Origin of the sequence: Paraburkholderia sp. LEh10 (assembly GCF_017814945.1) — a bacterium.
GTDB lineage: Bacteria > Pseudomonadota > Gammaproteobacteria > Burkholderiales > Burkholderiaceae > Paraburkholderia.
In genome coordinates, this window is record NZ_JAGIPX010000137.1 from 1 (window position 1) to 7,576 (window position 7,576).

Below are 7,576 nucleotides of genomic sequence, written 5' to 3' on the forward strand. Positions count from 1 at the left end.
TTCCTGCAAATGCATCAACCACTTTCCGCTTCAAACCCTTGTTGTACAAGGCGCTTCGAATTGTTCAAGGCCGACTATCTAGACAACCTAAAAGTAGTTCACGCAAATGTCGCGCGGCTAATCGATGAAGCTGACCGGGGGAAGTAAGCGCTTACTGCCGCTGCCTCCCCCATCAACTGATCGTCCTGGGTACGCCGCTCGCGGCACTCTGCCAACACCTTTCCCGTGTGCACATCCAGCGCAGCAATCAACGCCTGGGTACCGCGGATATATATAAAACTCCCGACGACGCAGCCGTCCCGCCGCCGGTGCACGCCCCGGATGCTTGCGCTCGATGGCCTGGATACCTGTCTTCTCGTCGAAGCTGAGCACCACCGCGTTTTTGGCGCCTTGCGATACAGCTTGCAAATTACATTGACCTTCTCGCGAAAGGCGGGGTCGGGACTGTGTAGCCATTGCTGTACGCGGTGCGGGCGCACGTCGCCGGCCTGCAAGATCCGCTGGACATGGCTACGGCTGATCTGTTCGACGATGCCGCGCTCGATTGCGCGCGTCACGATCTCGTCGAGCGTCGGCGTGAGCCGCCCCTGCGGTTCCTGCGCTTCGCAAGCCAACGCAATCAATTGCAGTCGCGTTTCCTGCGCAATGCGCGGCGGACGGCCACTGCGTTCACCTTCCCGAATGCCCTGTGCGCCTTGCCGCGCAATGCGCTTGCGCCACGTGCTGACCGTCTGCACCGATACGCCGAGCTCTCGCGCAATCACAGTATTCGAGTGTCCCTCATGTGCCCACAACGCAATCCGAGCCCGCATCACATCCTGCTGCGGGGCCGTCTTCTGTGCGATCAGCGACAGGAGTTTCTTTTTTTCTTTCTTCGTCAGCTTCACTGACGTTGCATGACGGCCTCGGCTCATCCCGACATGATAACCAAGGCGGTTAATTATTCAACGTATTTACGGGATGTCGTACTAGCTCAGTAACAAAAAACTTGAGTCAATGCGCCGGCCATACTGCTTGACGCTATCTAGCGACGGGGCGGTTCAATCCAGAAATATCCGATTAACCCTGACACGAATCAAATCCTGAGCAGTCTCATTGAGCACAGAATGGCAATGTGCTGTTCCGCGAACATAATTGAGGTCATTGGAATGCAGAAACTGCTTATTGCTGTGTCGATTGCCGTTCCGGCGATGTCAGGGTACGCAGAACCAACAGAACAACTTTCAAGTCTCGCCGATGTAACAAGCGCACTCAGCCGTGGCGCGACAGTCTCCTTGAATGTCGACTTGGCAAAATGCGCACCCGCCGGTGATACAACCGCCCAAGGCAGCATGCGCGAGGGTTTACTAGCGGGTAAGAGAGCAGCGTCTCCGCTGCTCCCTCCCCAAAGAACCGCCCAAGCGACTTTCACCGCAGACGGCTCAGGCATGGCTAAAGTATCCGCAACGGATACCGGTCTCACCAACATGCGCAAGCCCTTCGCTAGCGTCTTATCGTTGGTCCATCCCATTTCTGGGACGAGGGCGCTGAACCGCAACAAGGCGGCCTCTTCCAAGCTTCCCTACGTCGAACCTCAAATAATGGCACGCGACAGCCACACCTCGCGGAAGTCTGCGCCCTTTCAGGCTGGGGAAAGTTGGAACCCCTATGCACGCCATTACAGCATGCCATTCGCTTTCTCCGGGTTCTCTTACCCGCTCCCTCAAGAGCCTCCCTCGCGGGTCACCTGCCGCTGACCCGATGTCCTGAGTCAGTGGCGAGAGATCGGGCTTACCACGTTCCGTTTTTGCCGACTCAGCAGCAACCTGAGCCTATCCGGTTAGCATGCATTTCACCTTCGCTTGCGGAGGCCGCATGGAGCTACCGCCATTCCCCGCCCGGCTGAATAGGGAAATCCAGACCCGTCTTGAAGAGTTGCCGAAGCCCATCGTCGACCGCATCTGGAGCGCCCAGGTGCGCCTGTGCTGGGGATCATTTCAAAAATGCCATTGTCAAGGCAAAGAATTCAATTGACTGATCTGATGGCGGTTTTTCCTGCGACCCTGGTTGATTGAGGTATGAAAAAAGACAATCGGGTAAAGATGGGGCACGGCGCGCGCCGGCTCCCCGCTGTCGACAGATCGCAGGCGCTTAACTCAGGGCCTCCCGACGGCGAGTTTGCGGTCCTACTCAATCAGATTGATAGCAAAGCCAAGCGGCGTCCAGACTGCATCATATGTTGCGATCTGATTGTTCGACGCGAAAGCAACACACGGGCTTCCCTGCACGGATGGCCCAAGCACCACATGCCCGTAGGGAGTCACGGCCAGCGCATCAGACGGGACGCCGATAGTCTCAAGCGGAGGGGTTGTCCTGGACTGTGCCATGGGATAATTACCGCTGTTCCACTCGGTGGTATGCCACTTGCCGTCGCTACCGAGCCATTGGACGGAGAAATTGAACACGTACCCGTCTTTGTTATTGACGGTGATCTTCTGGACTGGTCTCATGATGTCGCCTGCTATGGAAAAGGTTGTTTAAGAAATTGCGCCCGCGGGATGCCGCCGCCCGGGGGCGTGGATCTTTACGTCGGCTCTGGCATGGTCTCTCCTTTGAAATTCCGCAGATGGGAAGCTGTTGAAGATGATCACAGACGAGTCTTATACGACAGCGATCCCACACTTGTGGTGGCCCCGGTGAAAACGCCGCTCCGTCGTGTCGTGAATGCACACACTACTCCGTAAACTAATAACGATTTTTGGAGAAGTGTCAGTGCAAGTTGAAGCGCAATCGCGATAATCGTGCCAACAGCCAATATATCGGTCGACTCGACATTCCTCGTTTTACAACGACGGACGGGGGGTTACAATGAAGACGCTGGTTGTCTCGAATGCGACAATCCTGGTGCAAATAGCCGGGGCGAATCGCTTAAGGTGTCGCGCTGAACGAATTGAGAACCGTGATCGTTCTGGTGTGTTCTCTGGTACCTGGGATACAAGCTCAGCCTGTGCGATCCGGGCGAAATGATCGCGGAAAGGGGGCTTGCTAAAATTTGCTAAAACTGACACAGGCGTATTTTCAGTCGAGTAGGGTACGTGAGGTAGCCGACTCATTTCACCGGCACTGTCACGGGCATGTCAAGTTGATGCGCGCAGTAAAATATGAGCATGAAGAAGATCAAGTCGCCCTATCACGGTTTTCGTTGAGCTAAAGTCGGAACTGGTGTACGGGGGGAGTTGAGGCGGGAGATTGGGCGGTGGAGGTTTCAGTTGAGAATCTGATTGTCGAAGTCGGAAACCAGCAAACAACAAACCATCCACCATGAGCAAGTTTACGGAAAAGGCAGTTGTCGGTCTATCAGAGGTCGGTCTGGGCCTAGTACTGTAGCGTCGAGAACTGGCGCGCGCACGTTAGGCTCCGGTGGCAGTTCCACTGCTTTCGCAGTGGGCCTCAGTCCGGCTGCCGTGGCCACGTTTCCAGTTCCCGTCTCATCGAACGCAGCGGGCCGTTTTCCGGCACTACGCTCTCCTGTCTGCTTCATGTCAACGCTTATGGAGCCTATCATGCTGGGGACGCTTTCGACGCTGTCTGGTAGCGAACCTTGTAGCCATTGAACAGCTTCAGTTCGCCATACAACCACCGCTTACTCCACGTCTTCCAGCCGAAGCCCTGTTGCTGCCGGGATCGCTGCATGTGGCGCCTGATCTTCTTTTCCACCCAGTCTTTCACGAAGCTGATGCACACACTCTCAATAGCGAAGTAGTTCACCCACCCACGTAGCACCGGGTTGATCAATTCGACAACCCGGCCCACCGGCTGCGACTTATATCGCCTGAACACATCCTTGAGCTTTCGCAGTAACGCCGTTCGCTTCTTCAGCCTGGGCGTGTACTGCGGTCGCCACTTGTTCCGGAGGCTTCGGATGCGACGGAAGTCGAAACCCAGAAAGCCGAAGCTCTCTCCACATGCCAGATTCACAGTGCGACTCTTCTCTTCATTGATTTCGACCTGCAGTTTGGCAAATTCGTCCCGAAGGCGTCGGGTTACGGCCCCGAGCAACCCCGCATGGCGCGGGTGGGCATTGATCAGCATGACAAGATCGTCAGCGAAGCGGGCATACTCGACGTAGGTGTGCTTCCCGTGACGCGTGGTTTCTTTCGCACGCTCCAGCATTTGGTCCACCTCGGTGAGATAGATATTGCTGAGTAGCGGCGAAATAACGCCACCAACAACAGAGCAATCCACTGAGCGAAAGTTCGGGAATGGGTGCTCTTGTGAGCGAAGAACATACGCAAAAGGTTCTGAGCTACATCGAAACAGGGATGAAAGAAGCCGATCTTTTGGCGGGTGGCCGTCGTGTACTCCTCGAAAGTGGAGGATGTTTTATCGAGCCAACGATATTTTATGGTGCAAGGCCCAATTCAAAGATCATGTGCGACGAGATATTCGGCCCCGTCCTTTCCGTCTCTTCCTTCGAGGACGAGTCCGAGGGCGTTCGACTTGTCAACGATACTATTTACGGCTTGGGCGCCTCAATTTGGACGGACCAGTTGTCGCAAGCTCACCGGGTATCAAGACTATTGAAGGTAGGTTCCGTGAGCGTGAATACGGTCGATCATGTCGACGTTCGCACACCGTTCGGTGGCTGCAAACAGTCAGGAAACGCACGAGATCTCTCTCTTCGGTCCATCGAGAAATACACTGACGTGAAGACTACCTGGATTGCCTTGTAAGAGGCGTTAACAAAATGAGTTCTTCAGTTTTCGCCAGCAGATGATGCAACAGGCGAGTTTCATGAAGGCTTCGTGGATAAATGCAAGACGTTCGAAGCGGATGCGCAGTCGTCGGAAGTTGTGAAGCCACGAGATGGTTCGCTCGACTACCCAGCGGGTTTTGCCAAGGCCACTGCCATGAGGCTGGCCACGTCGGGCGATTTCAGTGGCGATGCCGGCAGCATGTAGCGGGCGACGGTATTTGTCGTAATCGTAGCCCCGGTCGCCCTGGACAACGCGGGGCTTCGAAAGCGGCCGGCCGCGCTTACCGGCAATGGGCGGGATCGCATCAACCAGCGCGTGAAGCTGGGTGACATCGTGGCGGTTGGCGCCGGTGAGGATTACCGCGAGCGGGATGCCCTGCGCTTCGGTAATGAGGTGGTGCTTTGAACCAGGTCGCGCGCGGTCGGTAGGATTTGGTCCCGTTTTTGACCTGCGCCCACTGCGCGGATTGAGGAGGAATCGACAACGACGCGGGACCAGTCAATCTGTTCGGCCTCACGCAACCTGGCGAGCAAGACTTCGTGCAGCCTGTCCCAGACACCGGCGGTCTGCCAATCCCGTAGACGGCGCCAGCAGCTCATGCCACTGCCGCAACCCATCTCGCGCGGCAGCAGGTCCCAGCGCAGGCCCGTCTGCAGGATGAACAGGATGCCGGTAAGCATGGCCCGGTCATCCAGTGGTTTGCGTCCGGGATACCGTGAACGGCGAGGCTTGGGCGGGGGCAGCAAAGGTTCAATGAGTGCCCACAATTCATCATCGAGTATCGGTTTGGCCATTGTCTCCTCGTCACCGAAACAATGACGAGGTTAACAGCAATCGTTGGAAGTTAACAGGCCCGGGAAATCATTTTGTTAAGGGTTCTAAGAACGAATTTCGAACGTCCGATAGCGGGAAGCAAAGTAAAAAACCAGTTTATTTTGCTCGATTTTTTCGTACCGGGACGTGCAGAGAACAGAGCAAAATTCAAATGATACAAACGGTTCCAGCAATGCGCCACACTGATGAACACTACGACGTGGTTGTCGTTGGCGGCGGAATTATGGGTGTCGCTACGGCATACAATTTGGCGAAGACCGGTGTTTCTGTCGCAGTTTTCGAGAAGGGGCGCGTCGGCGGCGAACAGTCAAGCCGTGCCTGGGGTGCTGTTAGGCAACAAGAACGCGCCCCTGCCGAGTTGCCCTTGATGATTGAATCGATCAGATTGTGGGCGGTTTTGGAAGCAGAGCTTGGCGAAAGTTTGGATTGGCGCCAGCAGGGGCATCTAGCTTTAGTGTACGATGAAAAGACGTCCGAAGAATTTGAAAAATGGATTCCGATAGGACGAGCTCATGGTCTGGACACAAGAATGCTAACCGGCGAAGAGGTGCGTAAGCTACTGCCGCATTATCGTGATAGCGAATGTCGAGGAGGGCTGTTTACCTCTTCCGATGGGTGTGCCGAACCGGAGAAAGTTGCGGTCGCCTTCGCTGGCGCAGCACGAAGACGCAATGCAAAAATATTCGAGTTCACTAGCGTTGCGTCGATAGAGACCGAGAACGGGCGCGCATGTGCGCTATGGACGGAGCGGGGAAGAGTCAAAGCTAATGCCATTGTCGTCGCCGCTGGCGCATGGACAAGTCGATTGCTCAAGCCGTTGGAAATTGAACACCCATCTCTCTGGATACGAGGTTCAGTAGCCAGAACGGGTGTGCTACCGATCAATTTACGCAAGCTGGTACCTTGGGGAAAAACCGCTTACCGGCAACGGTCAGACGGGCGGGTAAATATCGCTGTGGCGCGAGCCGGCATTCATGACTTGGGAAAAGAGAGTCTTCGTTTCGGCGCGAAATTCCTTCCTACGGCGAGGCACAATTGCCGAAACCTACGGTTTTGTTTAGGTTCCCATGCCATTCGAGATCTGATGGGCGAGTTCGATGATTTTACAACTCATAGAACACTCGATCCTCGTCCAGACTGGAAACGCCTTGAAAAAACAGCAGCACTGTTTAGTCAGGAATACCCTGAGGCTGGACCCATAAGACTTGAGCGAGGCTGGGCGGGATTTATGGATTTTATGCCGGACGAATTGCCTGTTATGGGAGAAATCCCGGGATTCCGCGGTTTATTTATTGCCGCAGGCTTCTCAGGTGCCGGATTTGGAATGGGGCCGGTGGTAGGAAGGATAATGGCAGATCTAGTGAGCGCAAATGACACAGGACATGATCTTCGCCATTTCTCGCCAACGCGGTTCTCGAAGAGTCGAGGCTAGCATTCGGATGCAATTGGCATTCACGGGATTCCTCGCCAGAGTGGAGGATATTCGTTGGCTGTCGCTGTACCCGAACGTTGGCGGAACATTGCGGTGGGACTCTTTCGGGTCGAGCCGCGCAAAGGAGAAGTTATGCAGCACGTTATCTTAGTTAAAGAGAATTCTGAAACACCGGTTATCGACTACATGAATTCAGCGGCACTTGTCGCGGGTAATCCGCGTCGCGAGACATGGAACGCATTTGACAGCCCTGATGGAACCTGCACAGCGGGTATTTGGGCAAGCCAGCCGGGTGCATGGAGATTCGAATTTCCAACCACGAAGACAGAATTTTTTTGTGTGATAGATGGTCGCGCTCGGGTAAGCAATCAGAATGGTGAAGCGTGGGAGGTTGGCCCCGGGGAAGCCGCCGTGATTCCCGGCGGGTTTCGCGGTCAGTTCCATGTACTTGAGGCGATGCGAAAGTACTTCGTGATCGTGGAGCGCGAGGATTAAAGGCATCTCGTTATACAGAAGTGGCGCAGTAGCAGACGTTTGTCCGAAAGCGCATTGCGCGATGCACCGGCGTGACGGG

At 55.2% G+C, this 7,576-nt stretch carries 8 protein-coding genes; 4 read left to right on the plus strand and 4 right to left on the minus strand.

The window, feature by feature from the left end; genetic code table 11:
- Positions 1 to 98: 98 nt before the first annotated feature.
- A complete protein-coding gene (locus J8I87_RS42705) occupies positions 99 to 887 on the minus strand; it encodes an IS630 family transposase (RefSeq protein WP_313068244.1) in 789 nt (262 codons plus the stop codon).
- A gap of 967 nt (positions 888 to 1,854) precedes the next feature.
- Between J8I87_RS42705 and J8I87_RS42710 the strand changes: the two genes are divergently transcribed.
- Positions 1,855 to 2,013, plus strand: coding sequence for a hypothetical protein (locus J8I87_RS42710; protein ID WP_409518888.1), 159 nt, complete (start codon positions 1,855 to 1,857; stop codon positions 2,011 to 2,013).
- Positions 2,014 to 2,165: 152 nt separating this feature from the next.
- Here J8I87_RS42710 and J8I87_RS42715 read toward each other — a convergent pair whose 3' ends face one another.
- Both J8I87_RS42715 and J8I87_RS42720 read right to left on the minus strand, forming a co-directional pair.
- Positions 2,166 to 2,489: a hypothetical protein gene (locus J8I87_RS42715; protein ID WP_209938605.1), complete on the minus strand. Its 324-nt coding sequence runs from the start codon at positions 2,487 to 2,489 to the stop codon at positions 2,166 to 2,168.
- Positions 2,490 to 3,540: 1,051 nt separating this feature from the next.
- Positions 3,541 to 4,224, minus strand: coding sequence for a group II intron maturase-specific domain-containing protein (locus J8I87_RS42720; RefSeq protein WP_313068246.1), 684 nt, complete (start codon positions 4,222 to 4,224; stop codon positions 3,541 to 3,543).
- Between the two features lie 17 nt (positions 4,225 to 4,241).
- Between J8I87_RS42720 and J8I87_RS42725 the strand changes: the two genes are divergently transcribed.
- Entirely contained in the window at positions 4,242 to 4,712 is a 471-nt protein-coding gene (locus J8I87_RS42725) for an aldehyde dehydrogenase family protein (protein ID WP_209938607.1), read from the plus strand.
- Positions 4,713 to 4,718: 6 nt separating this feature from the next.
- Here the strand turns inward: J8I87_RS42725 and J8I87_RS42730 are convergent.
- A protein-coding gene (locus J8I87_RS42730) for an IS5 family transposase (protein WP_209938609.1) occupies positions 4,719 to 5,530 on the minus strand; the annotation gives its coding sequence in 2 pieces (ribosomal slippage) (positions 4,719 to 5,182 and positions 5,182 to 5,530; 813 coding nt in all).
- On the opposite strand from J8I87_RS42730, the gene J8I87_RS42735 reads away from it, so the two are divergent.
- Both J8I87_RS42735 and J8I87_RS42740 read left to right on the plus strand, forming a co-directional pair.
- Entirely contained in the window at positions 5,494 to 7,002 is a 1,509-nt protein-coding gene (locus tag J8I87_RS42735; RefSeq protein ID WP_313068247.1) for an FAD-binding oxidoreductase, read from the plus strand. The two genes, J8I87_RS42730 and J8I87_RS42735, sit on opposite strands and share 37 nt — an antisense overlap.
- Before the next feature lie 132 nt (positions 7,003 to 7,134).
- Complete coding sequence (locus J8I87_RS42740; RefSeq protein WP_209938613.1) at positions 7,135 to 7,497, plus strand: cupin domain-containing protein; 363 nt, start codon at positions 7,135 to 7,137, stop codon at positions 7,495 to 7,497.
- Positions 7,498 to 7,576: the final 79 nt, after the last annotated feature.